This is a genomic window from Leifsonia aquatica H1aii, assembly GCF_000633535.1.
Classification (GTDB): Bacteria; Actinomycetota; Actinomycetes; order Actinomycetales; family Microbacteriaceae; genus Leifsonia; species Leifsonia aquatica_A.
In genome coordinates this window covers 1-22,017 of sequence record NZ_AYMR01000036.1, presented here as the reverse complement: position 1 = coordinate 22,017, position 22,017 = coordinate 1, and the positions used below count along the sequence as shown (strand labels likewise).

Annotated in this window: 21 protein-coding genes; 15 read left to right on the top strand and 6 right to left on the bottom strand. The window is 71.4% G+C overall.

What is annotated here, in order from left to right; translation table 11 throughout:
- The coding region (locus U870_RS0120830) for a LacI family DNA-binding transcriptional regulator (RefSeq protein WP_029947965.1) at nt 1-222 on the bottom strand (222 nt) is incomplete at its 3' end.
- A gap of 142 nt (nt 223-364) precedes the next feature.
- Here U870_RS0120830 and U870_RS0120825 point away from each other — a divergent pair.
- Together U870_RS0120825 and U870_RS0120820 are read left to right on the top strand one after the other, a co-directional pair.
- Nucleotides 365-1,762 (top strand): MFS transporter, encoded by a 1,398-nt coding sequence (locus tag U870_RS0120825; RefSeq protein WP_025159287.1) that lies wholly within the window; start codon nt 365-367, stop codon nt 1,760-1,762.
- Nucleotides 1,763-1,774: 12 nt separating this feature from the next.
- Nucleotides 1,775-4,240, top strand: a complete 2,466-nt coding sequence (locus U870_RS0120820) for a beta-glucosidase H (RefSeq protein ID WP_115644478.1) — start codon at nt 1,775-1,777, stop codon at nt 4,238-4,240.
- A 57-nt stretch (nt 4,241-4,297) separates the two neighbouring features.
- Here U870_RS0120820 and U870_RS0120815 read toward each other — a convergent pair whose 3' ends face one another.
- On the bottom strand, nt 4,298-5,005 hold the full coding sequence (locus U870_RS0120815) for a TetR/AcrR family transcriptional regulator C-terminal domain-containing protein (RefSeq protein ID WP_240183769.1): 708 nt from the start codon (nt 5,003-5,005) through the stop codon (nt 4,298-4,300).
- A gap of 142 nt (nt 5,006-5,147) precedes the next feature.
- Between U870_RS0120815 and U870_RS0120810 the strand changes: the two genes are divergently transcribed.
- The 5 genes from U870_RS0120810 (at nt 5,148) to U870_RS0120790 (ending at nt 11,857) form a co-directional block, all read left to right on the top strand.
- Entirely contained in the window at nt 5,148-6,755 is a 1,608-nt protein-coding gene (locus U870_RS0120810) for an amidohydrolase (RefSeq protein WP_025159284.1), read from the top strand.
- Nucleotides 6,756-6,827: 72 nt separating this feature from the next.
- Nucleotides 6,828-8,210 carry an APC family permease gene (locus U870_RS0120805; RefSeq protein WP_025159283.1) on the top strand — a complete coding sequence of 461 codons (1,383 nt, stop codon included), beginning with the start codon at nt 6,828-6,830 and terminating at the stop codon, nt 8,208-8,210.
- Nucleotides 8,211-8,316: 106 nt separating this feature from the next.
- Nucleotides 8,317-9,450 (top strand): class I SAM-dependent methyltransferase, encoded by a 1,134-nt coding sequence (locus tag U870_RS0120800; protein ID WP_025159282.1) that lies wholly within the window; start codon nt 8,317-8,319, stop codon nt 9,448-9,450.
- A 157-nt stretch (nt 9,451-9,607) separates the two neighbouring features.
- Nucleotides 9,608-10,234, top strand: a complete 627-nt coding sequence (locus U870_RS0120795) for a GNAT family N-acetyltransferase (RefSeq protein WP_162819217.1) — start codon at nt 9,608-9,610, stop codon at nt 10,232-10,234.
- A 120-nt stretch (nt 10,235-10,354) separates the two neighbouring features.
- Nucleotides 10,355-11,857, top strand: coding sequence for an APC family permease (locus U870_RS0120790; protein ID WP_025159280.1), 1,503 nt, complete (start codon nt 10,355-10,357; stop codon nt 11,855-11,857).
- A 44-nt stretch (nt 11,858-11,901) separates the two neighbouring features.
- Here U870_RS0120790 and U870_RS0120785 read toward each other — a convergent pair whose 3' ends face one another.
- Nucleotides 11,902-12,834: a quinone oxidoreductase family protein gene (locus U870_RS0120785; RefSeq protein WP_025159279.1), complete on the bottom strand. Its 933-nt coding sequence runs from the start codon at nt 12,832-12,834 to the stop codon at nt 11,902-11,904.
- Between the two features lie 79 nt (nt 12,835-12,913).
- On the opposite strand from U870_RS0120785, the gene U870_RS0120780 reads away from it, so the two are divergent.
- Nucleotides 12,914-13,333, top strand: coding sequence for a MarR family winged helix-turn-helix transcriptional regulator (locus U870_RS0120780; RefSeq protein ID WP_025159278.1), 420 nt, complete (start codon nt 12,914-12,916; stop codon nt 13,331-13,333).
- Here U870_RS0120780 and U870_RS0120775 read toward each other — a convergent pair.
- Both U870_RS0120775 and U870_RS0120770 read right to left on the bottom strand, forming a co-directional pair.
- Nucleotides 13,296-14,561: a HAMP domain-containing sensor histidine kinase gene (locus U870_RS0120775; RefSeq protein ID WP_025159277.1), complete on the bottom strand. Its 1,266-nt coding sequence runs from the start codon at nt 14,559-14,561 to the stop codon at nt 13,296-13,298. The two genes, U870_RS0120780 and U870_RS0120775, sit on opposite strands and share 38 nt — an antisense overlap.
- A complete protein-coding gene (locus tag U870_RS0120770; RefSeq protein WP_025159276.1) occupies nt 14,558-15,223 on the bottom strand; it encodes a response regulator transcription factor in 666 nt (221 codons plus the stop codon). The genes U870_RS0120775 and U870_RS0120770 overlap by 4 nt, the downstream gene beginning before the upstream one ends.
- 163 nt (nt 15,224-15,386) lie before the next feature.
- Between U870_RS0120770 and U870_RS23380 the strand changes: the two genes are divergently transcribed.
- Genes U870_RS23380 through U870_RS0120750 form a run of 4 tightly spaced genes read left to right on the top strand, consistent with a single transcriptional unit; the run spans nt 15,387 to nt 18,833 of the window.
- Nucleotides 15,387-15,911 (top strand): hypothetical protein, encoded by a 525-nt coding sequence (locus U870_RS23380; protein WP_025159275.1) that lies wholly within the window; start codon nt 15,387-15,389, stop codon nt 15,909-15,911.
- Nucleotides 15,908-16,981 carry an efflux RND transporter periplasmic adaptor subunit gene (locus U870_RS0120760; protein ID WP_025159274.1) on the top strand — a complete coding sequence of 358 codons (1,074 nt, stop codon included), beginning with the start codon at nt 15,908-15,910 and terminating at the stop codon, nt 16,979-16,981. The genes U870_RS23380 and U870_RS0120760 overlap by 4 nt, the downstream gene beginning before the upstream one ends.
- Nucleotides 16,978-17,697, top strand: coding sequence for an ABC transporter ATP-binding protein (locus tag U870_RS0120755; protein WP_025159273.1), 720 nt, complete (start codon nt 16,978-16,980; stop codon nt 17,695-17,697). The genes U870_RS0120760 and U870_RS0120755 overlap by 4 nt, the downstream gene beginning before the upstream one ends.
- A complete protein-coding gene (locus tag U870_RS0120750) occupies nt 17,694-18,833 on the top strand; it encodes an ABC transporter permease (protein WP_025159272.1) in 1,140 nt (379 codons plus the stop codon). The genes U870_RS0120755 and U870_RS0120750 overlap by 4 nt, the downstream gene beginning before the upstream one ends.
- An 87-nt stretch (nt 18,834-18,920) precedes the next feature.
- Here the strand turns inward: U870_RS0120750 and U870_RS0120745 are convergent, their stop codons facing one another.
- Nucleotides 18,921-19,298, bottom strand: coding sequence for a hypothetical protein (locus U870_RS0120745; protein ID WP_025159271.1), 378 nt, complete (start codon nt 19,296-19,298; stop codon nt 18,921-18,923).
- Between the two features lie 130 nt (nt 19,299-19,428).
- Here U870_RS0120745 and U870_RS0120740 point away from each other — a divergent pair, with 130 nt between their 5' ends.
- From U870_RS0120740 to U870_RS23375, 3 genes are all read left to right on the top strand, one after another.
- Nucleotides 19,429-20,733, top strand: coding sequence for a threonine/serine ThrE exporter family protein (locus tag U870_RS0120740; protein WP_025159270.1), 1,305 nt, complete (start codon nt 19,429-19,431; stop codon nt 20,731-20,733).
- 94 nt (nt 20,734-20,827) lie between these two features.
- Nucleotides 20,828-21,319: a hypothetical protein gene (locus tag U870_RS0120735; protein WP_025159269.1), complete on the top strand. Its 492-nt coding sequence runs from the start codon at nt 20,828-20,830 to the stop codon at nt 21,317-21,319.
- Between the two features lie 159 nt (nt 21,320-21,478).
- Nucleotides 21,479-22,017: hypothetical protein (locus U870_RS23375; RefSeq protein ID WP_052357873.1), on the top strand; the 539-nt coding region annotated here is incomplete at its 3' end.

Below are 22,017 nucleotides of genomic sequence, written 5' to 3'. Positions count from 1 at the left end.
GACGAGGCCGGCCACGGCCTCCCCGCTCGCCAGCGACCGTGCGGCCGTGTTCGGTGTGTAGCCGAGCAGCCGGGCGGCCTCGAGCACGCGGTGACGGGTGTCGTCGGAGACGCGGGAGTTCGGCTTGTCGTTGAGCACGAACGAGACGGTCGCGCGCGAGACCCCGGCGGCGAGAGCCACGTCGGCGCTCGTCGGCGCTTTGACGACCTGGGGTGTGAACATGCTGGGTTCAGTCTAGGTCGGAGCCGGGAGGAGGTTACGCGTGTAATCAAAAACCGACCGATGGCTTGTATTCGACGCCGGAGGTGGTTTATGGTTACGCGTGTTAGCACGCAACGACGCCTGCTCCTGAAAGGACCCCACCGTGACACCGACGTCTGACGACCTCCCCGAGGGCCCCCGGCCGGTCCAGCCGACCGTCCCCTCCAACCTCACCGGCGTACCGGACAGCGCCGCGCTCGGCTCGACGCTCACCACCGCCGGATCGCCGTTCTCGGCCGCTCCGACGACCGCCACGTCCGCGCAGCGCCCCGACAAGGTGAAGGTGCGCGGGCGGCTGCTCAAGCTGATGCTGTCGATGCTCGTCGCGAACGTGGCCATCTTCGCGATCTGGGGCGCTGTCCCCGGCATCCTCCTGCCGCTGCAGATCCAGGCGCTAGTCGGCGAGAAGGCCCAGAACGGCACGCTCGCGATCGTCGCCACCATCGGCGCGTTCGCCGCGATGGTGGCCCAGCCGATCGCCGGTCTGGTCTCCGACCGGACGCGCAGCCGCTTCGGTCGGCGCGCTCCCTGGATGGTCATCGGCGTGCTCCTCGGCGGGCTCTCGCTGCTCTTCATGAGCACCGCGAACGGTGTCGTCCAGCTCGCGATCGCCTGGGTGATGGTCCAGGTCTGCTACAACTTCGCCCAGGGGCCGCTGTCGGCGATCCTTCCCGACCGTGTGCCGAGCGGCGCCCGCGGCACCTTTGCCTCGCTTTCGGGCCTCGGCCTGATGCTCGGATCGCTGGGCGGATCGATCGTCGCTGCGCAGTTCGCCAAGGCCATCCCGGCGGGCTACCTGACGTTCGCGGGGATCGCGCTCATCGTGATCGTGCTCTTCGTTGTGATCAACCCCGACCGCTCCAACAAGGGCGAGCCGAAGCCGCCGTTCAACCTCGCGGCCTTCCTCCAGACGTTCTGGGTGAGCCCGCGCAAGCACCCCGACTTCTTCTGGGGCTTCACCGGCCGCCTGCTGCTCTACGCCGGCTACTTCATGGTGACCGGATACCAGTTGTTCATCCTGCAGTCCTACATCGGCCTCGGCGACGGCGCCGTCGCGATGATGCCGCTGCTCAGCCTCGTCAGCCTGGTGGGCATCATCATCACCACGCTGGTCGGCGGACCGCTCTCCGACAAGATCGGCCGCCGCAAGCCGGTGGTCATCGTCGCGGGCGTCATCCTCGCCATCTCGCTGCTGTTCCCGCTGATCATGCCGACGCTGGTGGGCATGTTCCTGTTCTCCTTCATCTCCGGCCTCGGTTTCGGCGCCTACCAGGCCGTCGACACCGCACTGATGAGCGAAGTCCTGCCGTCGAAGGACGACTTCGCGAAGGACCTCGGCGTCCTCAACATCGCCGCCACTCTGCCGCAGACGCTCGCCCCGGGAATCGCCGGTGCGATCATCGTGGCGTTCGGCAACACCTACACCGCCCTCTTCCCCATCGGCATCGTCATCGCCCTGCTCGGCGCCTTCGCCGTCCTCCCGATCAAGTCCGTCCGTTAGGAGCATCGCACCATGACCGACACCATCACCACCGAGGACGTCATCGCGGGCCTCCTCGGCTCCCTCTCCCTCGAGCAGAAGGTGCGCCTGCTCACCGGCGCATCGTTCTGGACCCTGCACGACGAGCCGCAGATCGGGCTCGACACGATCGTGGTCTCCGACGGCCCCGCCGGCATCCGTGGCCAAGTCTGGGACGAGCGCGACGCGTCCGCCAACCTGCCGTCGCCGACGGCGCTCGCCGCGTCGTGGGACGTCGAGCGCGTCCACCGGCTCGGGCAGTTGATCGCCGCCGAGGCCCGCCGCAAGGGCGTCGCCGTGGCGCTCGGCCCGACCGTCAACATCCAGCGCTCGCCGCGCGGCGGCCGCCACTTCGAGGCGTTCAGCGAGGACCCGTGGCTTTCGGGCGTCATCGGCACCGCCTACGTGCAGGGCGTGCAGGCGGGCGGGGTCGGCGCGACGCCGAAGCACTTCGTCGCCAACGACAGCGAGACCGACCGGATGACCGTCGACGTCCAGGTGGACGAGCGCACGCTGCGCGAGGTCTACCTGGCGCCGTTCGAGCGGATGGTCGTCGAGGGCGGCGCGTGGCTGGTCATGTCGTCGTACAACTCGGTCAACGGTGTCACGATGACCGAGAACGAACTGCTGCGCTCGCCGCTCAAGCAGGAGTGGGGCTTCGACGGCGTCGTCGTCTCCGACTGGATGGGCGTGCGCGACACGGTCGCGGCGGCGGTCTCGTCGCAGGACCTCGCGATGCCCGGTCCGCAGGGCGTGTGGGGCGACGCCCTGGTCGAGGCGGTGCGCGCCGGGTCGGTCGCCGAGAGCGACGTCGACGAGAAGGTGCTCCGCATTCTGCGTCTCGCCGGTCGACTGGGTGCGCTGGACGGCGTGGAGGCGGCCACGCCGCTCGCCGCGCCGTGGCCCCAGGAGAGCGTCGACGCGCTGCTGCGCGAGGCCGCGGCCGACGGGATGGTGCTGGTGCGCAACGAGGGCGGCCTCCTGCCGCTCGCTCCGGGAGACGCTGCCACGACCGGGACGGTCGCCGTCATCGGTCAGCACGCGCGGGTCGCACGCAGCCAGGGCGGCGGCTCCGCCACCGTCTTCCCGCAGCACGTCGTCACGCCGCTCGACGGGATCGAGGAGGCGTTGGGCTCCGACCGTGTGCGCTTCGCGCCCGGAGCCAAGTCGACGGAGAGCGTCCTGCCCCTGGACGCGCGCGTCGCGGTCGACCCGGTCACGGGGGAGCCGGGTGTGCACGTGCGGTTCCTGGACGCCGACGGCGGCGTCGTGCTCGATGAGCACCGGCTCTCGGGCCGACTGACCTGGCTGGGCGACCCGGTACTGGGTGAGACGGCCGTGGTGGAGGCGACGGCGACCTTCACCGCTCCGGAGGACGGCGAGTACGCGGTCGGCTTCGCCGGCCTGGGGCTGTTCCGCTTCGAGGTCGACGGCGAGCTGAAGAGCGACGGACTGTTCTTCCCGGAGGGGACCGATCCGTTCATGGCGTTCCTCAACCCGCCGAAGCAGTCCTTCCCGGTGCAGCTCACGGCCGGTCAGACGGTGTCGCTGCGGCTCGAACACCGCCCGCAGATGCAGGCCGGTCTCGCGGCCGTCATGTTCACCCTGGGCTACGAGGAGCCGTTCGCCGATCCTGCCGCCGAACTGGAGCGGGCGGTCGCGCTCGCCGCGGAGTCCGACACGGCGATCGTCGTCGTCGGCACGACCGAGACGCTGGAGTCGGAGGGCTTCGACCGCGCCGGCCTCGGTCTGCCGGACGGCCAGGACGAACTGGTGCGCCGGGTGCTCGCGGCCAACCCACGAACGGTGGTGGTCGTCAACTCGGGCGGTCCGGTCATCATGCCGTGGCTCGACGAGGCGCCTGCGGTGCTGCTCACCTGGTTCCCCGGGCAGGAGATGGGAGGTGCGCTCGCCGATGTGCTGACCGGCTCCCGCGAGCCCGGCGGGCGCATCCCCACCACGTGGGCCGCGCGTGAGGACGACGTGCCCGTGTGGCAGGTCGAGCCCGTCGACGGCACGCTCCACTACGACGAGAAGCTGAACGTGGGCTATCGCGAGTGGGTGCGCCGCCAGCAGCTCGGCGGCCCGGCCCCGGCGATCCCGTTCGGCCACGGCCTCGGCTACACCGAGTGGGAGCTCGGGGAGACCTCGGTCGACGGTCTGACCGCGCGCATCCCCGTGACGAACGTCGGCGCGCGCGGGGGCAAGCAGGTCGTGCAGGCCTACCTCTCCCGCGTCTCCGACTCCGACCTCGAGCGGCCCTTGCTGTGGCTGACCGGCTACGCCGTCGTCCACGCCGAGCCGGGCGAGACCGTCACCGCCACCATCGAGATCGAACCGCGGAGCCTGCAGCACTGGTCGGTCGCCGACCACGCCTGGCGCACCGAGCCGGGCACCTACGGCCTGCGCCTGGGCACCTCCGTCGCCGCCCTCGGCACGTCCGTGGAGCTCACCGTCTAGCCGAGATCCGCTGGTCACGACACGCCGCCCCCGCCGTCGCGGAGGCGGCGTGTCGCGTCAGCTGGATGTCTGTGATCCGCGTCCGACGGCGGCGTAGCGCGCCCGCAGGCCGTCGAGCAGCGCGTGCAGCCCGACCGCGAAGGCGCCATCGGCGGGAGGCGCGTCCCCGACCGCGGTCGCGCGCGCCCGGTAGGCCGCGGCGAAGGCCGGGACCTCCTCCTCGGCTCCCGACGGGTCGAACATGTCCCCGGGGGCCACGGCGTCGAGCGCCGAGCCGAGGATGAAGGACTCGACCGCGACGATCGTCGGCAGCACCTCTCGCTCCGGCCAGCCCGCCGCCACCATCGCCGCGACGACCGTGTCGTACATCCGCATGGTGCGCTTCGCCCCGCTCAGCGGCATGGTGGCGAGCATCGCGATGGTGGGAGGATGCCCGGCGAACGCGACCCGGTACGAGTACGCCCAGTGCAGCATCGCGCTGTCCCACGGCTCGGTCGCGAAGGCGCTCACGTCGATCCGGTCGCTGATCAGCTCGCGGATGCCCGCGATCACGTCCTCCTTGCCGTCCACATGGTTGTAGAGGGCGCTGGGCCGCACGCGCAGTGCCTGCGCGAGCCGGGCCATCGTGAAGCCCTCGGTCCCGCCCTCGTCGAGGAGGCGCAGCGCGGCCTCCGCGATGAGATCGCGCGTGAGCACGGTGGTGGTCGGCCGGCCCACGCGACGGGCCGGCCGGTCGGCGCGGGTGTCGCTCTGAGCCTGGGGCACGATCACACCCTAACGCCCGCGCCGCGGCGGATCGTCCGAAGGAATTCTCGCGCTGCTCTTCCCCTCGGACGGATCGTGCCCTAGTCTCTGACGAAATAAAAGAACGCCGTTCATTTATGCGGCGCCGGACTTCGGAGGTGCGATGGGCGCGACCGTCTTCGTCAACGGGACGATCCTCTCGGGCTACCGTGCGGACGCACGGGAGTCGGAGGCCGCGGCGGTGGTCGACGGGGTGGTCGTCGCGACCGGATCCGACGCCCTCGCGCTGCGCGGCAGCGCCGACGAGGTGGTCGATCTGGCCGGCGGCGTCCTGGCGCCGGCGTTCGGCGACGGCCACGCCCACCCGTTGCAGGGCGGACTCGAGAAGCTCGGCCCGCAGGTGCGTGCCTGCGGGAGCGTCGAAGAGATCGTCGCCTGCGTGAAGGAGTGGGCCGACGCCCATCCCGACCAGGAGTGGATCTACGGTGGCAGCTACGACGCGACCCTCGCTCCCGAGGGGATGTTCGACGCCCGCTGGCTCGACGAGGCGGTCACCGACCGACCGGTCGTGCTGCGCGCCTGGGATTACCACACCGTGTGGGTCAACTCGGAGGCCCTGCGCCGCGCCGGCATCGACGCCGGCACCCCGGAACCGCCCCTCGGCCGCATCCCGCGCCGCGCGGACGGCACCCCGCTCGGCATCCTCCAGGAGCCGGGCGCCGTCGACCTGCTGCTGCCGGTCGAACCCGGGCGCTCGCACGAGGACCGCGTGGAGGCGCTGCGCCTCGCGACCGCCGAGTACGCCGCCCTCGGCGTGACCTGGATCCAGGACGCCTGGGTCGAGCCCGCCGAAGTGGAGGCCTACCTCACCGCCGCCGAGCGCGGCCTGCTCTCCACCCGGGTCAACCTCGCCCTGCGCGCCGACCCGTTCCGCTGGCGCGACCAGGTTCCCGGCTTCGTGGAGTCCCGGCGCCGCGTCGAAGAGCTCGGCGACCCCCTGCTGACCGCCGCGACCGTCAAAGTCTTCGTCGACGGCGTGGTGGAGAACCACACCGCCGCGATGCTGGCCGACTACACCGACATCCCGGGCGACCGAGGCATGGCGAACTGGGACTCCGCACAGCTCGCCGAGGCCGCCGCGACCTTCGATCGCCTCGGCTTCCAGCTGCACCTCCACGCGATCGGCGACGCCGCCTGCCGCACGGCGCTCGACGTCTTCGCGCACGTGGAGCGCGTGAACGGACCGCGCGACCGCCGTCCCGTCATCGCGCACGTCCAGCTCGCCGACCCGGCCGACCTGCCCCGGTTCGCCGCCCTCGGCGTCACCGCCAACTTCGAGCCGCTCTGGGCGCAGCTCGACCCGATGATGCTCGACCTCACGCTCCCGCGCCTCGGCCCCGAACGCGAGCAGCTGCAGTACCCCATCCGCACGCTGCTGGAGACGGCACACATCTCCTTCGGCAGCGACTGGCCGGTCAGCGACAACGACTGGCGGCCCGGGATCGCCACCGCGGTCACCCGGCAGACCGCGGCGCGGGTGCCCGAGGCGGGATGGACCCCCGCCGAGCGCATCGCGCTGCCCGATGCGCTGGAGGCGTACTCCTCCGGCGTCGTCCGCCAGGCGTTCGCCGAGGCGACCCGCGGCGGGCTCGTCGTCGGCGCCGCCCCCGACCTGGTCTGGCTCGACCGCGACCCCCGCGCCGTCGACCCGCACGACCTGGCCGCCGTCGGCGTGCTCGGCACCTGGGTCGCCGGCGTGCGTCGCGCCTGAGGCGACCCGCTCCCTGTTCTATCCCCCACCACGACCCGAATGCACCACTCGACGAAGAGAGGCCAGCACCACATGACCACGACCGACCTGCCCACGCAGCCGCGCCTCAAGCGCGCTCTCGGGCCGACCGCCCTCATCCTGTTCGGGCTCACCTACCTGGCGCCCGTCACCGTCTTCACGACCTACGGCATCGTCACCGAGTCGACGGACAACCACCTCCCGTCGGCATACGTCGTGGCCCTGGTCGCGATGCTCTTCACCGCCCTGAGCTACGGCGCGATGGCCCGCGCGTTCCCGGTCTCGGGCTCCGCGTACACCTACACGCAGCAGACCTTCGGCGGTCACGTCGGCTTCCTCACCGGGTGGACGCTGATGCTCGACTACCTCTTCCTCCCGATGATCAACTTCCTCCTCATCGGCCTCTACCTGAACACGCAGTTCCCGGAGGTGCCGCAGTGGGTGTTCGCGCTCGCGGCGCTGCTGCTCGTGCTCGTGTTCAACGTGCTCGGCATCACGCTGGTGAACAAGCTGAACATCGCGATCGTCGCGCTCTCCGTGCTGCTGGTCGTCGTGTTCGCCGTGCTCGCGATCAAGGAGCTCACCAGCAACCCGTCGTCGGCCACTCCCAGCCTGATCGAACCGTTCCTCCCGGGCTCCGGGGGCCTGGGCCCGGTCTTCGCGGGAGCCGCGGTGCTTGCACTCTCGTTCCTCGGCTTCGACGCGGTGTCCACCCTGTCGGAAGAGGCGAAGAACCCGAAGCGCGACATCCCCCGCGCGATCCTGCTCACCACCCTCATCGGCGGCGCCATCTTCATCGTCGTCTCGTGGCTGGGCGCCCTGGTCTACCCGGACTGGCGCGACTTCGCGAACGTCGATTCGGCGGGCGTGGACCTGATGGCCAAGGTCGGCGGCACCTTCCTCACGTCGTTCTTCGTGGCCGTGTACGTGGTCGGCGCGTTCGGCTCCGGCATGACGACCCAGGTCAGCGTCTCGCGCATCATCTACTCGATGGGTCGGGACAAGGTGCTCCCGTCGATCTTCGGCACCCTGCATCCGCGGTTCCGCACGCCGTGGGTCGCCGCGGTCGCCGTGTCGATCGTCTCGCTGCTCTCCCTCGTGCTCACGCTCGACGTCGCGGCCACCATGATCTCGTTCGGCGCGCTGGCCGCGTTCTCGATGGTGAACCTCTCCGTCATCCGGCACCATCTGTTCCCGAAGGGCGGCCGCGAGAAGCCGTCGGCGGGCGAGTGGCTGCGCTACGGCCTGCTGCCGGCGGTCGGGTTCCTGCTCACCGTCTGGCTCTGGACCTCCCTGACGGCCACGACCTTCATCGTCGGCCTGTCGTGGATGGCCCTCGGCGTCATCTACCTCGCCGTGCTCACCCGTGGGTTCCGGCGCAAGCCCCCGGTCATGGACTTCTCGGAGAAGGAGGCCGCGCTCCCCGCCGACGCCTGACCCACCCTGACCTCCCTCGCCCACCTCGCCTCCCCCCGGGGCGAGGTGTGGGGAGGTGGGGAGGGGTAGAGAAGGGGGTGGCGTCGCGTCTGCTTGACTGGGGGGCATGTTCCCGTACGAGAGCCTGCGGCGCCGGCCCGACGTCGAGGCGCCGAATCTGTTCGCCGCCGACGCGGCGGACCGGCTCCTCGCGGACACGGCGGCAGACGCGGTCCTGCGCCCCGGGCTGGTCGTGATCGGTGACGGCTACGGTGCGCTCACCCTGGCGGCGGCCGAGCGTGGAGCGCAGGGCATCCGGGTGCATCAGGATCCGCGCACCGGGGAGCAGGCCCTCGACGGCAACGCCGCGGCCCTCGGCGCCGAGCTCGGACTCCCGGCAGCAGGCGTCTACACGCACCACCCGCTCGACGAGTCGCTCGTGCGCGGCGCGACGACCGTGCTCCTCCGGCTGCCCCGCAGCCTGGATGCGCTGGCGGAGATCGCCGCCCTCATCGCCGAGCACGCCCGCCCGGAGGCGCAGGTGTTCGCCGGCGGGATGATCAAGCACATGAGCGTCGCGATGAACGGCGTGCTCGGCGAGGTGTTCGGCTCGGTGCAGGTCTCGCACGCGCGGCAGAAGGCGCGCGTGCTCACCGCGACCGAGCCGCATCCCGCCGCCGCGACGGTCCTCGACCGCTGGCCCGAACGCTCATTCGACGCGGAGACCGGGCTGTGGGTGTGCGCCCACGGCGCGGCCTTCGCCGGGGCGACCGTCGACATCGGTACGCGGTTCCTGCTCGGGGTGCTCGACCAGGCGGTGCCGGCGGCGCGCACCGCGGTCGACCTCGGCTGCGGCACCGGGCTGCTGGCCTCCTCCCTCGCCGTCGCGCGGCCGGCGGTCAGGGTGATCGCGACCGACCAGTCCGCCGCGGCCGTCGCCTCCGCCCGGGCGACCGCCGCCGCCAACCACGTCGCCGATCGGGTGACCGTCGTGCGCGACGACGGTCTCGCGTCGCAGCCGGACGGCTCCGCCGACCTGGTGGTGCTCAACCCGCCCTTCCACATCGGCGGCGCGGTGCACACCGGGCTCGCCCACCGCATGTTCGCGGACGCGGGGCGCGTGCTGGCCGCGGGCGGCGAGCTCTGGACGGTGTGGAACTCGCACCTCGGCTACCGCCCCGCGCTCGAGCGGGCGGTCGGCCCGACGCGTCAGATCGCGCGCAACGCGAAGTTCACCGTCACCGCGTCCCGTCGGCCGTAGCGGTCCGCCCGCACCGTCCGTGCCCGTCCGCGGCTGCACGCCGGCTATGCGGGGCTGCGAGCCTTCACACCGCACCCCTCCCGGCTGGCAGCCCACTGCTATCCGCGCGGACATAGCCTCTCCCCGAGAGGTGGGGGAGAAGGGCGGCCCGAACGCGATGGCACTGGCGATTCACCGGCCGCGGGTGCTGCGCGGGCCCGCTCTCGACGACCCCCTGGTGGCGCCCGTCCTCGGCACCGACCGGCTGCTGCTGCGGCCGTACCGCGCGGAGGACGCCGTCGACTGGCTGGCGATCGAGGCCGACGAGCAGGTCCGGTCCGGCCTCGGCTGGCCGTTGCGCACCGAGCGGCAGGCGCTCGACCATTTCCGCGCCCGCACGCACCACGTCGCCCTCAGCCAGGCGGACGACTTCCTCGCCCTCGCCGTGGAGTGCGACGGGCACGTGATCGGCGACGTCTCGCTGCACCTGCGCACGCTCGCGGAGGAGACCCGGAGCGTGGAGATCGGCTGGCTGCAGCGCTCGGACCGCTGTGGGCACGGCTACGCGACCGAGGCTGCCCAGGCGGCGCTCGATCTGGCGTTCGGGAGGCTGCGCGCGGTGATCGTCGTGGCGGTGATCGATCGCACCAATGACCCCTCCGCGCGGCTGGCCCGGCGGCTGGGCTTCCGGCTCGCCGGCTCGACGGCGACACGCGCGACGTGGCTGCTGGCCCGGGAGGACCACCCCGGTCCAGCGGCTGGATTCGATAGCACCGTCATCGATCGGCGACGATTTCCTCACTAGATGAGAGAATTCACAACCGAATCCGTCGCAGTTCTTCTTGTGCCACCGCCCCCGGGTTGCTAACGTCCCCCTGTCGCATCGACGCGACGGCCGCACCACGCGACCCAGGCAGGGAGAGTGATGACCCAGACGAATTCCCGGCCGGCCTCCGCCGACCAGAACGGCGCCGCGAGCGCTCACAACCACAAGCTGCAGGCGGACGGGGTCAGTCGTGCCGGCTCGATCGTCATGGCCGTCGCGGGCAGCGCACCGGCCTACTCGATCGCCGCCACCACCGCGACACTGGTCGGCGCGGCCGGGCTCGGCGCTCCGGCCGCACTGCTCTGGTGCGGCATCCCGATGCTCGGCATCGCGTGGGCGTTCCTCTATCTCGGGCGCATCGATGTGAACGCCGGGGCCGCGTACTCGTGGGTCGCCCGCGCCCTGCATCCCGTGCTGGGGTTCCTCTCCGGCTGGGCGCTGGTGATCTCCGCCACGATCTTCATGGTCGCGGGAGCCCTCCCCGCCGGAGCGATGACCGTCACCCTCTTCGCCCCCGAGGCGGCGGGGAACGTGCCGCTCATCACCGCGGTCGGCGCCGTCTGGTTCCTGGTGATGGCCGCGTGCGTGCTCTTCGGCGTGCACGTGACGGCACGCGCGCAGTGGATCATGTCGGTGATCGAGGTGGGCATCCTGGTGCTCTTCGCGATCCTGATGATCGTGCGCGCCGCGACCTCGCCGCACGCCGGACCGGACTTCTCGTGGGACTGGCTCGGGTTCGCGCACCTCACCGGACCGGGCGTCTTCGTCGCGTCCGCCCTGATCGCGGCCTTCTACTTCTGGGGCTGGGATGTCAGCGCCAATCTGAACGAGGAGACCAAGGACGGTCACAAGAGCGCGGGCTCGGCCGGGATCATCGGTGTCGTCATCGTCTTCCTGCTCTTCGAGGTGTTCACCATCGCGACGTTGGTCATGCTGCCGCAGAAGACGATCGAGGCGAACAGCGCGAACATCCTGTCGGTGCTGGGGGATGCGGTGTGGCCGGGCATCGGCGGCAAGATCCTGGTCGTCGCCGTGGCGCTGTCGACCGTCGCGACGCTCGAGACCACGCTGATCCAGGTGACCCGCACCCTGTTCGCGATGGGACGCGACCACACCGTGCCGTCGGCCTTCGGCCGCATCCACCCGAAGTGGCGCACCCCCGCCTTCGCCACCCTCATCGTGGTGGGCGTCTCGGTCATCCTGTTCCTGGGCTCCAACTTCCTCGGCAGCGTCGGCGACATCATGAACAACGCCATCCTGTCGATCGGCCTGCAGATCGCGTTCTACTACACGCTGGCCGGCGTCGCGGTGGTGGTGGCCTACCGGAAGGTGCTGTTCAAGTCGGTCAAGAACTTCCTGCTGATCGGGTTGTGGCCGGCTGTCGGCGCGGTCTTCATGGGCGTGATGTTCATCGCGTCGATCCCGAACAACGAGCCGATCGTCAACGTGCTCGGGATCGGGCTGATCGTGCTCGGCATCCTGCCGCTCGCCCTGTTCTACCGCAAGGCGAAGGGCTACTACACGCGCCGCCCGCTGGAGCTCCCGGCCGAGCTGGACGCGACGGCGCCCGCCGGCGTCGACGACCGCGACCCGGCCGCCTGACCCGCCGCCGCCGTCCCGCAGACGAACGTGGGGCGGCGGTGGATTCAGGGGAGGAACACCACGCGCTCGGTCGCACCGGGGTCGTCGTGCCACACCGCTGCCACCTGGCTGAGCGGCACCGCGCGCACGTCGATGTCGAACGCCCCCTGCGAGACGGCCTCGGCGATCGCGGGGAGCTCGGCGCCGAACTCGGCGGGCGAGACCGAGCCGATGCCGCTGCCGACCAGGTCGAGGCGGGCCGCCCGGAAGGCCGCCGAGGGGATGCTCGCCGTCGCGCCGGCGACCGAGCCGATCTCGATCCAGGTGAGAGGCGCGCTCCGGTCGGCTCGGGCGGTCACGATGTCGACCAGGGCGTGCTCGGTCGGTGCGCCCCACACGTAGTCGAGCACCACGTCGACGTCTGCCGCCCGCGAGAGCTCGTCGAAGCCGAGCGCCGTGTCCGCGCCGTGGTCGAGCAGTGCGGCCGTGCGGTCGCGATCGCGCCCGGCCGCGATCACCTCGCCCGCACCGAGGCGCCGCGCGACCTGGAGGGCGAGCCGGCCGGCGTTCCCCGTCGCGCCCAGCACCAGCACGCGTGCTCCCGCGCGCAGCTGCGTGCGGCGGCGCAGGGCGACCCATGACGACATCACGGGGTTCATCGCCGCCGCGACCCGCGCCGCGTCGATCCCCTCGGGCAGCGGCACCGTCGCATTCCGCGGAACGACGGTGCGCTCGGCGAACGTGCCGAGATCGCTCTCGTGCACCAGGGCGTAGCGGAGGCGGCCGTCGGCGTCCCGCACGACCGCGTCGATGCCGGGGACGAAGGGCAGGTCGCCGGTGCTGGTGTAGTGGCTCCCGTCGGCCTGCGAGCGCACCCGCGGGTGCAGGGCGGCGGCGAGCACGTCGACGACGAGCTCCTCGTCGCCGGCCGCGACCGGTTCTGGCCATTCGCCGTACTGCGGCGGGGTATCGAACGATGCGACGACTGCTGCGCGCATGACGCCTCCAATTGGTTGGTATTGCGAACCATTCCATGATGGTTGGTAGTACCAACCTTTGTCAAGTAGGCTCGACGGCATGACCGACCGCACCGACGACGCCCTCGTGGATGCCCTCGTCCAGTCCTCGTTCGTGGTGATGGGCGTGCTCACCCGCGTCGCCGCCGAGCACGACCTCTCCCTCACGCAGCTGCGGATGCTCGGTGTGCTGCGCGACCGCCGTCCACGTATGGCCCAGCTGGCGCAGCTGCTGGGCCTCGACAAGTCCACCGTCTCCGGGCTGATCGAGCGCGCGGAACGGCGCGGCCTGGTGCGTCGCGTTCCGAGCGCTCAGGACGCCCGGGCGGTCGAGGTCGAGGCGACGGAGGACGGTCTCGCTTCGGCCGCCGCCGGGGCCGGTCAGGTCCGTGCGGCATTGCAGCCGCTGCTGGGAGAGGTCGACGCGGCCGGCCGCGCCGCGCTCACACGGCAGCTGGAAGGGATGCTCGCCGCCCGCTGACCTCCTCGACCGCCGGTGCCGACGGCAGCCGCAGGGTGGCGAGGAGGCCGCCTCCCGCGCGTGCGATGAGCTCGAGTGTGCCGCCGTGCGCCTCCGCCACACCCTGCACGATGGCGAGGCCCAGCCCGTGCCCGCGCGGTGCGCTGGGCGACTGGACCCGGCCGCTGCCGCGGACGAAGGGCTCGACGAGTGAGCCGACCAGGGCCGGGTCGAGCTCGGGCCCGGTGTTCTCCACGCGCACCTCGACGGATCCGTCCGGGGCGAGGGAGGTCGCGATCCCGATCGATCCTCCGTCGCGATTGTGGACGACGGCGTTGGTCAGCAGGTTGGCGACGGCGCGGTGCAGGAGAGCGGGGTCGCCGAGCAGGGGCGCCGCGCCCAGCTCGCGCCGCACCTCCAGCCGGCGAGCTCCCGCGGAGGCCGCCGCGTCGTCGAGGCCCTCCCGGACGATGACGGCGAGGTCGGTCGGCTCCGGCCGCACCGCGCCCGATCCGATCTCGGCGAGCGAGAGCAGCGAGTCGACCGCCTCGATGTTGCGACGGTTGGTCTCGTACACGCGCTCGGCCGCCTCGCGGAGGGCCCGCAGATCGAGCGCGGGGTCGCTCAAGGCGACTTCGAGGACCGTCTGCGTCGCCGCGAGCGGCGTCCGCAGTTCGTGCGACGCGTTCGCGGCGAAGCGGCGGTTCGCCTGGAAGGCCCGATCCAGCTTGCCGAGCATCTCGTCGAAGGTGTCCGAGAGCTCCCGCACCTCGTCGTGCGGTCCCGTGGAGCCGACCCGGTGATCGAACGTGCCCGTCCCGGCCAGCTGGGCCGCGGCGTTGATCGCTTGCAGCGGTCGCAGCACCCGCCCCGCCACGATCCAGCCGATCACCGCCCCCGCCGCAGCCAGCACGACCAGCACCACGATCGAGACGGCCAGGAGGGTGTTGAGCACGTCCGCCTCGCTGCGGATCTGCAGGGTGCTCGCCGTCGCCGTGTACGAATCGGTGCGGATCCCGGTCGGCGTCACCGTCGGCACCGGCTCGGTCGCCGCGTTGTCGAGCGGTGCCAGTGCGCTGATCTGATAGGTGGGGATGTACCGCATGAAGATGTAGACGATCCCGAGCATGACGGCACCGATCGAGGTGATCATGACGGCGTACGTGAGGGTCAGCCGGGCTCGGATCGTGAGGCGCGGGCCGCGCTGCCGGCGCGTCCGCACCGGGTCCGTCGCCGTGGCGGCCGTCATGCCGTCGCCTCCAGCCGGTAGCCGCTGCCGGGGACCGTCTGGATCACCCACGGCTCCCCCAGACGCTTGCGCAGGGTGGAGACGGTCACCCGGATGGTGTTCGTGAAGGGATCGGCGTTGGCGTCCCACGCCTTCTCGAGCAGCGTCTCCGCGCTCACCACCCCGCCGGCTGCCTGGAGCAGCACTTCGAGCACGGCGAACTCCTTACGGCTCAGCCGCACCAGCCGGCCGTCGCGGTACACCTCCCGCCGGAACGGATCGAGGGAGACACCGGCCGCGTCGAGCACCGGAGGCCGGGCCTCGCCCGGACGGCGGCCGAGCGCCCGCAGCCGCGCGACCAGCTCGGGGAACTCGAACGGCTTGGCGAGGTAGTCGTCGGCCCCGACCTCGAAGCCGGCGACCTTGTCGTCGAGCCGTCGTGCGGCGGTCAGCATCAGCACCCGCACGTGCGGTCGGTTCGCCGTCACCCAACGGCAGACGTCGTCGCCGTGCACGCCCGGGATGTCGCGATCGAGCACCACCACGTCGTAGTCGTTGATCGAGAGCTGTTCGATGGCGGTGTCGCCGTCGCCGGCGATGTCGGCCGCGATGGTCTCCCTCCGCAGGCCGGTCTGGACCGCCTCGGCCAGGAACGTCTCGTCCTCCACGATCAGCGCGCGCATCCGGTGCCCTCCTGGCGCGGAGGTCGGAGGTGCCGCACCGCGGAGAGTCAAACACGCCGACCCTAACGAAAACGTAAAGGAAACCCTTTACGCCCCGGGAACGGTCCGCCCGCTGGAGTGGGACGTGCCCGCCGGTCGGCGGGCACCGAACGGAAGGACCGTCATGTCGATCATCACCGGAAAGCGCGGTGTCGTCTCGCGGCTGGCGCTGCTGTCGCTCGCCCCCGCCCTGCTCCTCGCGGTCAGCGCCTGCTCCGCCGGGTCCGGAGCCCCCGAGCCGAGCGGCGGGACGCCCTCCGCCTCTCCGGGGTCGCTGGCCGATTGGCAGCTCTCGATGGCGAAGTGCATGCGCGAGCACGGCGTCGACGTGGCCGACCCGTCGGCGGGCGGCCTCGGGACGACCATCGACTCCCGCGGCCTGTCGGAGGACCAGCTGACCGCCGCGAGCGAGGCCTGCTCCGCGAAGCTCGGCACGCCGCCGTCGCTGACCGAGGCCGAGAAGAAGGCCCAGGACGAGGCCACGCAGAAGATGATGCTGAAGATCGCCGACTGCTACCGCGCGAGCGGCGTCGACGTACCCGACCCGAAGCCGGGCCAAGGGCTCGCGCTGCCGAAGGACGCACCGTCCGATGTCGTCGAGAAGTGCGGCGGATTCTCCGATGCGTCCGTCGGGGGTGTGCACCCGTGAGCCGGCGGCGGACCATCGCGCTCGTCGGAGGCGGCGCCCTGGCACTCCTGCTCCTCGGCGTCGCGGGGGTCGTCGCGACCTCGGCGTTCGGCGGCACCGCGGCGCCGGAGGCGAAGCGCCCGAGCGGCGCGGCGGAGGCGACCGTCGAGCGCGGGACGCTCTCCGGGTCGGTCAAGGCCTCCGGAACGCTCTCGTTCGCCGACCCGCACGATGTCGGGGCGGCCCGCGGCGGAGTGGTGACGGCCCTTCCCGCCGGCGGCGCACGCATCGGGCTCGGCCAGTCGCTGTTCTCGGTCGACAACCAGCCCGTCTTCCTGTTCCACGGAGCCGTCCCCGCCTGGCGCGGCTTCGCAGCGGGGATGGACGACGGACCTGACGTGAAGCAGCTCGAGGACGACCTGGCGGCACTCGGCCACTTCAGCGGGACGCCCGACGACCACTTCAGCTCCGCGACCGCGACCGCGATCCGCGCCTGGCAGAAGGCGACCGGCCAGGAGCGGACCGGCACGATCGACCTCGGGACGATCGTCTTCCAGCCCGGAGACGTGCGCATCTCCGGGACGAAGGCGCAGCTGGGCGATCAGATCGGAGCGGGCGCCCCGGTCGTCTCGGTGACCAGCCTCACGAAGCATGTCGAGGTCTCCCTGCGATTGTCGGACCAGAAGGTCGCGAAGGCGGGTCAGAAGGTGGTCATCGCTCTGCCGGGCGGCGCGACCACCGCGGGCACGGTGTCCTCGGTGGGGGTGCCGACGCCGCAGGACCCGAAGGACGCGAACTCGTCGGTGATCATCCCGACGGTCGTCACGCTCGACGATCCCGCGGCGGCCGGGGACTTCCAGCAGGCGACGGTGGTCGTGGACTTCCCGTCGGACGTCCGGGAGAACGTCCTCTCGGTGCCGGTCGAGGCGCTGCTGGCTCTGCCGGGCGGCGGTTACGGCGTCGAAGTGATCCGCGCTAACGGGTCCACCGCACGCGTGCGGGTGACACCAGGGCTGTTCGCCGGGGGACGGGTCGAGGTCTCGGGGGCCGGGATCGACGAGGGCGCGAAAGTCGTGGTGCCGGCGGGATGAGCGCGATCGTGACCCTTCGCGAGCTCGAGCGGAGCTACGGCCATCCTCCCGTGCACGCGTGCGCCGGAGTGTCCCTGACCATCGAGCGCGGCGAGCTCGTGGCCATCGTCGGGCCGAGCGGTTCCGGCAAGTCGACGCTCCTCAATCTGATCGGGACGCTCGACCGCCCCACCTCCGGAACGGCCCTCATCGACGGAGTGGACGTGGCCACGCTCGACGACGCCGGACTCTCGGCCCTGCGGGCCTTCCGGATCGGGTTCGTCTTCCAGCAGTTCCACCTCGCCGACGGCGTGACCGCGCTCGACAACGTGGCCGACGGTCTGCTCTACTCCGGTGCGCCCCGGCGGGAGCGGCGGGAGCGGGCACGGGCGGCGCTCGAACGAGTGGGCCTCGGTCATCGGACCGGCCACCGGCCGCACCAGCTCTCCGGCGGCGAGCGGCAGCGTGTCGCGATCGCCCGCGCGGTGGTCGGGGAGCCGCCTCTGCTGCTCGCGGACGAGCCGACCGGCAACCTCGACTCCGAGGCGGGCGCGGTGATCGTGGAGTTGCTGCACGAGCTCAACCGTCAGGGCACGACCGTCGTCGTGATCACCCACGACGACGACATCGCCGCGAGCCTGCCGCGCCGGATTGCGATCCGCGACGGCCGGGTGCTCTCGGACTCGGCGGATCCGACGCGTTCGACGGGCGCATCCGGTGCGGAGGCTGCCGCATGACCGCCGTCGCACCCGCGGCCCCGACCACGAGCCCCACGTCGATCCCGCGCTCGCGGCTGCGCGGCCGCGACCTGGTTCGGCTGGCCACCTCCGGACTGCGGGCGCGCCCCGCGCGGCTCAACCAGCAGCTCGCCACGCTGGGGACCAACCTTCTGACGGCGACTCCCGGGACCAGCCTGTTCGGCGATCCCGCGAAACTGCCCGCGGACGCGATCGCGAAGGTCAGGATGATCGACGGCGTCGAACGGGTCAGCGGCACGGCGGATCTGAAGGCGAACGTCTACCGCAGCGACCTCATCGACCCGTCCGCGACGGGCTCGCTGGTCGTGACGGCGGCCGACTCCGATCTGCTCGCGGTCACCGGCGCCGAGCTGCGCGCGGGCCGGTGGCTCGATGCGGCGACCGGCCGCTATCCCGTCGTCGTCCTGGGTGCGACCGCGGCTGCGCGTCTCGGCATCGTGACGCCCGGTTCCGAGGTCTGGCTCGGCGGTCAGTACTTCACCGTCATCGGGATCCTGGATCCGGTCCCGCTGGCCCCCGAGCTCGACACCGCGGCCCTCGTCGGCATGCCGATCGCCGCCGAACGGCTCGGCTTCGACGGCAGCCCGTCGCGGGTCTACGAGCGATCGACGGACGCGGCGGTCGGCACGGTGCGCGACCTCCTCGGCCGGACGATCTCCCCGCAATCACCGGACGAGGTCACCGTCTCCCGGCCGTCCGACGCGCTGGCCGCCAAGAACGCCGCCGATCAGGCCTTCACCGGACTGCTGGTCGGGTTGGGCTCCGTCGCCCTCCTCGTCGGGGGGATCGGGGTCGCCAACACCATGATCATCTCGGTGCTGGAGCGGCGGCGCGAGATCGGACTGCGCCGCTCCCTCGGTGCCGCCCGGCGGCACATCCGGAGCCAATTCGTCGCGGAGGCGCTGCTGCTCTCCGCGCTCGGAGGCGTGGTCGGCGCGCTGCTGGGCGCTGCGGTGACGGTCGCGGTGGCGGCGGTGAACGGATGGCCGCCCACCGTTCCGCCCGAGGCGATCGGCATCGGCGTCGCGGCCACGCTCGTGATCGGCGCCGCCGCCGGGCTCTACCCGGCGATCCGCGCGGCGCGCATCCCGCCGACCGCGGCGCTCAGCGGGTAGGGCGTCCGCTCACGCGGATCGGGGGACCGGGGAGCGGGAACGGGGGAAGGGGAAGGGGAAGGGGAGCGGCGGCGGCGCGGTCGGGGGTCAGATCGCGCCGCTGTCGTGCTCGCCGCCGTCCGGCTCGCCGCGACCGCGGCGGTCGCGGCGTGGTGTGTCGAGCAGCGACAGCCAGAACAGCAGTGCGAGAAGACCGAAGATGATCAGCGCCGCGGCGAGGTCGCTCCACTGGAACGGGATGAACGCCCCGTCGATCGACAGCACCAGCACTGTCTCGATGACGCCGAAGACCAGGAAGAAGAGGCCCAGCAGCAACCGGGTGACCCGCACGGGCCCGCGGCGGTGCAGTTCCACCCTCCGCAGCTCGACCATCAGGGTCAGCAGCAGCAACGGCAGGATCTGCGCCAGTGCGGCCGCGGAGGCGCTGTCCATCAGGACGATGTGGAGATCCATCGGGTCGATCATCACCGCCAGCGTACAAGCGCGATCGGGCCCGCCGTGCAGCGACTCCCCGGCGTCGAAAACCGCCCATTCGGTTCTCCGGAGCACCGAATTACGCTGAGGCCGACGGCGCAGCGACAGGAGCGGAGACGCGATGACGGGCATCAACGATCGGCTCCGGGGAGCGCTCGAGGCGCTCGTCAAGCCCCCGCCCTCCCGGGTTCCGTCGATGGTGGAGATCGGAGTGCCCGAGATGATCGGCGCCCTCGGGCCTGCCCTGCTCTCGTCGTCGCAAGCGACGAGCGATGTGGAGGAGACGCTCGAGCGCGTGGCTCGCACCTACCAGCGATCCGACCTGCGCATCTTCGTGCTGCCCACCCTGGTGATCGTGGAGGATCCGGCGATGACGCCGTCGCACACGGCCATCTACCCGGCCGGCCGGACACCACTGCGGCTGGACCAGGCCGGCTCCGTCGACCACGTCGTCCGGCACGCCGCAGCGCACCAGGACGATCCCGGCGCTGTCGTGGCCGAGATCGAACGGATCGAGGACCGGCCGCCGCGCTTCGGACCGGCGCTCACCATCGTCGGCCACACCCTGCTCACCCTGGGCTTCGGACTCGTCCTCAACCCGACGGTTCCCGCGCTCCCCGTCTACGTCGTGCTCGGCGCCGTCGTCGGTGGCATCGTCACCTTCGGCGCCCGCATGCCGACGCTCTCCCTGATCCTCCCCGTCTTCACCGCGTTCATCGTCACCCTGCTCACCTCGTTCGCGGCCGATGCGTTCGTGCACGACAACGTGCTGCGGCTCGTCGCGCCCGCTTTGGTCAGCTTCCTCCCCGGGCTCACCCTGACGATCGCCGCGGTCGAGCTCACCAGCGGGCAGGTCATGGCCGGCGCCAGCCGTCTGGTCTACGGCGTCGCACGTCTCGGCCTGCTCGCCTTCGGCGTGTTCGCGGCGATCGTCGTCTCCGGCAAGCCGGCCGCGGTGGATGTGCACGCCTTCCAACTCGGTGCGTGGGCGCCCTGGGCCGGCATCCTCCTGGTCAGCGTCGGCTACTACTTCTTCTCCGCTGCGCCGCGGCGGTCTCTGGTCTGGATCCTCTACGCCCTCGTCGTCGCCTACTCCGCGCAGCTCATCGGCAACCTCCTCCTCGGTGCGGAGCTTTCCGGGCTCGTCGGTGCGGCGCTCGCCGTCCCCGCCATCTCCCTCGCAGCGCGTCTGCGTGCCGCACCCCCGGCAGCGATCATGCTCACCTGCGCCTATTGGCTCCTGGTCCCGGGCGCCATGGGGTTCATCGGCCTGAGCGAGGCGGCAGCCGGGGCGTCCGGCGCAACGAACACCATCCTGCAGACCTTCGGCTCGTTGATCGCCATCGCTACGGGGATGCTCATCGGGGCCGGAGTGAGCAGGGACGCGGTCGCGGTCGCCCGCGGCTGGCGGTCGCCCGCACGATGACCACTGTTCCTGTGGCTTTGCTATGGTGGCCAGCGGCCTCTCAACCACAGGGGGAACGATGCGGCCCGCTCGCCGCTCCATGAACAGGGGAACAATGAAGAACAGCTTCGGGGCGCGACTCGCGCTCGCCGTCGTCACGATCGCCACCGTCACCGCCGCCGTCACCGGCTGCTCGACGGGAGGGTCCGGAGACGCCTCGACCTCGTCCTCGTCGTCGTCCTCGACGTCGTCGGCCGCCGCGAAGGCCTCGTCGGACCAGTCGAAGGCCGACGCCTGCGCCGTCGTCAAGTCGGGCCTGGAGAAGCTGCAGAGCATGCAGAGCGAGGCGAGCGCTGCGATGTCCGACCCGCAGAAGGCGCTCGACCTGTTCGACCAGATGAACGACACGATGAGCTCGATCAAGGACAAGGTCGGCAACCCGGAGGTCAAGGCCCCGGTGGACAAGGCAGCCGCCGCCATCGACGACTACGCGACGTTCCTCCACGACGCCGTGCAGAACCCGGCCTCCATCGACGCCAGCAAGGTCGGCGAGAAGGCCACGGCGATCACGGAGTCCTTCACCGCCGTCGGCAAGGTCTGCGCCTGACCCGCTGATCGAGCGCGCATCCGACGTCCCGCCGCCGCGGAAGACCGCATCGGCCGGGGCGTCGGCGTTGCCGGGCACAGTCGGCGGCTCCGTTTCGCCTGAGTACCCGAGCATGCCGCACGAACCGGAACCGGACGGACAAGAGGGTGGACCCTGCACATGGTGAAGCACGATGACGACAGCTACGTGTGCTTTGCGTGCGGGTTCGATGACTTCCGCGAGCCGACGCGCATCCAGTTCGCCGGAGGCCTGTACCAAACGTGTCACAGCTGTGGGTACGAGGAGGGCTTCACGGACGACCATGAGATGTTCAGCTTCGCCCATTGGCGTGACCTCTGGGTTCTGGGCGGGTCGCCGTGGAGTGGATCGATACGACAACCCGATGACTGGGACCCGACCCGGCAACTTGCCACTTTGCCGGTTCAGCGGTGGACGTGGACAGCGGGTGACGTCATCGAGATTGACATGCCCAACGGCGAGACGGCCGCTGCGACGATCGAATGGGTCCACCCTCGGAACTATTACTTGCGTCTCGCTGGCGATCTCGTTGCCGCCTATGGCGCGTCCGCGGGACACGTCGACCCCAGGTTCTCCGTTGTCACGACCGACAATTTCCTCGTCCACGGGTTCTGGCGAGTGGTCGGGCGAGCAGGGTCCGGGTTCGACCCCGGACCTGCCAGCCCGCGCCGGATCACGTC

What these genes read in the sequence shown, in the direction of transcription:
- U870_RS0120795 (WP_162819217.1), top strand. Translation starts at nt 9,608, where the DNA reads ATGGCACTGGCGATTCACCGGCCGCGGGTGCTGCGCGGGCCCGCTCTC.
- U870_RS0120740 (WP_025159270.1), top strand. Translation starts at nt 19,429, where the DNA reads ATGACGGGCATCAACGATCGGCTCCGGGGAGCGCTCGAGGCGCTCGTC.
- U870_RS0120800 (WP_025159282.1), top strand. Translation starts at nt 8,317, where the DNA reads ATGTTCCCGTACGAGAGCCTGCGGCGCCGGCCCGACGTCGAGGCGCCG.
- U870_RS0120735 (WP_025159269.1), top strand. Translation starts at nt 20,828, where the DNA reads ATGAAGAACAGCTTCGGGGCGCGACTCGCGCTCGCCGTCGTCACGATC.
- U870_RS0120755 (WP_025159273.1), top strand. Translation starts at nt 16,978, where the DNA reads ATGAGCGCGATCGTGACCCTTCGCGAGCTCGAGCGGAGCTACGGCCAT.
- U870_RS0120745 (WP_025159271.1), bottom strand. Translation starts at nt 19,298, where the DNA reads ATGATCGACCCGATGGATCTCCACATCGTCCTGATGGACAGCGCCTCC.
- U870_RS0120820 (WP_115644478.1), top strand. Translation starts at nt 1,775, where the DNA reads ATGACCGACACCATCACCACCGAGGACGTCATCGCGGGCCTCCTCGGC.
- U870_RS0120750 (WP_025159272.1), top strand. Translation starts at nt 17,694, where the DNA reads ATGACCGCCGTCGCACCCGCGGCCCCGACCACGAGCCCCACGTCGATC.
- U870_RS0120790 (WP_025159280.1), top strand. Translation starts at nt 10,355, where the DNA reads ATGACCCAGACGAATTCCCGGCCGGCCTCCGCCGACCAGAACGGCGCC.
- U870_RS0120805 (WP_025159283.1), top strand. Translation starts at nt 6,828, where the DNA reads ATGACCACGACCGACCTGCCCACGCAGCCGCGCCTCAAGCGCGCTCTC.
- U870_RS0120785 (WP_025159279.1), bottom strand. Translation starts at nt 12,834, where the DNA reads ATGCGCGCAGCAGTCGTCGCATCGTTCGATACCCCGCCGCAGTACGGC.
- U870_RS0120770 (WP_025159276.1), bottom strand. Translation starts at nt 15,223, where the DNA reads ATGCGCGCGCTGATCGTGGAGGACGAGACGTTCCTGGCCGAGGCGGTC.
- U870_RS0120810 (WP_025159284.1), top strand. Translation starts at nt 5,148, where the DNA reads ATGGGCGCGACCGTCTTCGTCAACGGGACGATCCTCTCGGGCTACCGT.
- U870_RS0120780 (WP_025159278.1), top strand. Translation starts at nt 12,914, where the DNA reads ATGACCGACCGCACCGACGACGCCCTCGTGGATGCCCTCGTCCAGTCC.
- U870_RS0120775 (WP_025159277.1), bottom strand. Translation starts at nt 14,561, where the DNA reads ATGACGGCCGCCACGGCGACGGACCCGGTGCGGACGCGCCGGCAGCGC.
- U870_RS23380 (WP_025159275.1), top strand. Translation starts at nt 15,387, where the DNA reads ATGTCGATCATCACCGGAAAGCGCGGTGTCGTCTCGCGGCTGGCGCTG.